At 60.1% G+C, this 504-nt stretch carries 2 rRNA genes; both read right to left on the reverse strand.

Features of this window, described 5'->3' with window-relative positions:
* Positions 1 to 87: ribosomal RNA gene (locus tag CIB93_RS37065) — 23S ribosomal RNA — on the reverse strand; the annotation flags it as partial.
* Positions 88 to 395: 308 nt separating this feature from the next.
* A 16S ribosomal RNA gene (locus tag CIB93_RS37070) occupies positions 396 to 504 on the reverse strand; the annotation flags it as partial.

The raw sequence follows: 504 nt of genomic DNA on the forward strand, positions 1-504 counted from the left end.
AGCTCCCCGGGGACTATCGTGGCCTCCCACGTCCTTCATCGGTTCCTGGTGCCAAGGCATCCACCGTGCGCCCTTAAAAACTTGGCCACAGATGCTCGCGTCCACTGTGCAGTTCTCAAGCAACGACCAGCCACCCATCACCCCGTCCCTAAGGACGAGTTCACTGGGGCCGGCGTCGAAGGCAGCCTTATCGGCCGTACCTTCAGACACCCAACAGCGCGCCCAGTACCCGGAACTCATACGGTTCGCTTTCCACGCCCCGAAGGGGCAGTACTCACGACCCGGCTGAACCACCAGGTACTGAATAGTCAACGTTCCACCCATGAGCTGACCACCGTCGAACATTTGCCGACGTAGTGGCTCTGGATCCCTTGCGGAATCTAGATGCTCCTTAGAAAGGAGGTGATCCAGCCGCACCTTCCGGTACGGCTACCTTGTTACGACTTCGTCCCAATCGCCAGTCCCACCTTCGACAGCTCCCTCCCACAAGGGGTTGGGCCACCG

The organism is Streptomyces sp. WZ.A104 (assembly GCF_002382885.1).
Taxonomy (GTDB): Bacteria; Actinomycetota; Actinomycetes; order Streptomycetales; family Streptomycetaceae; genus Streptomyces.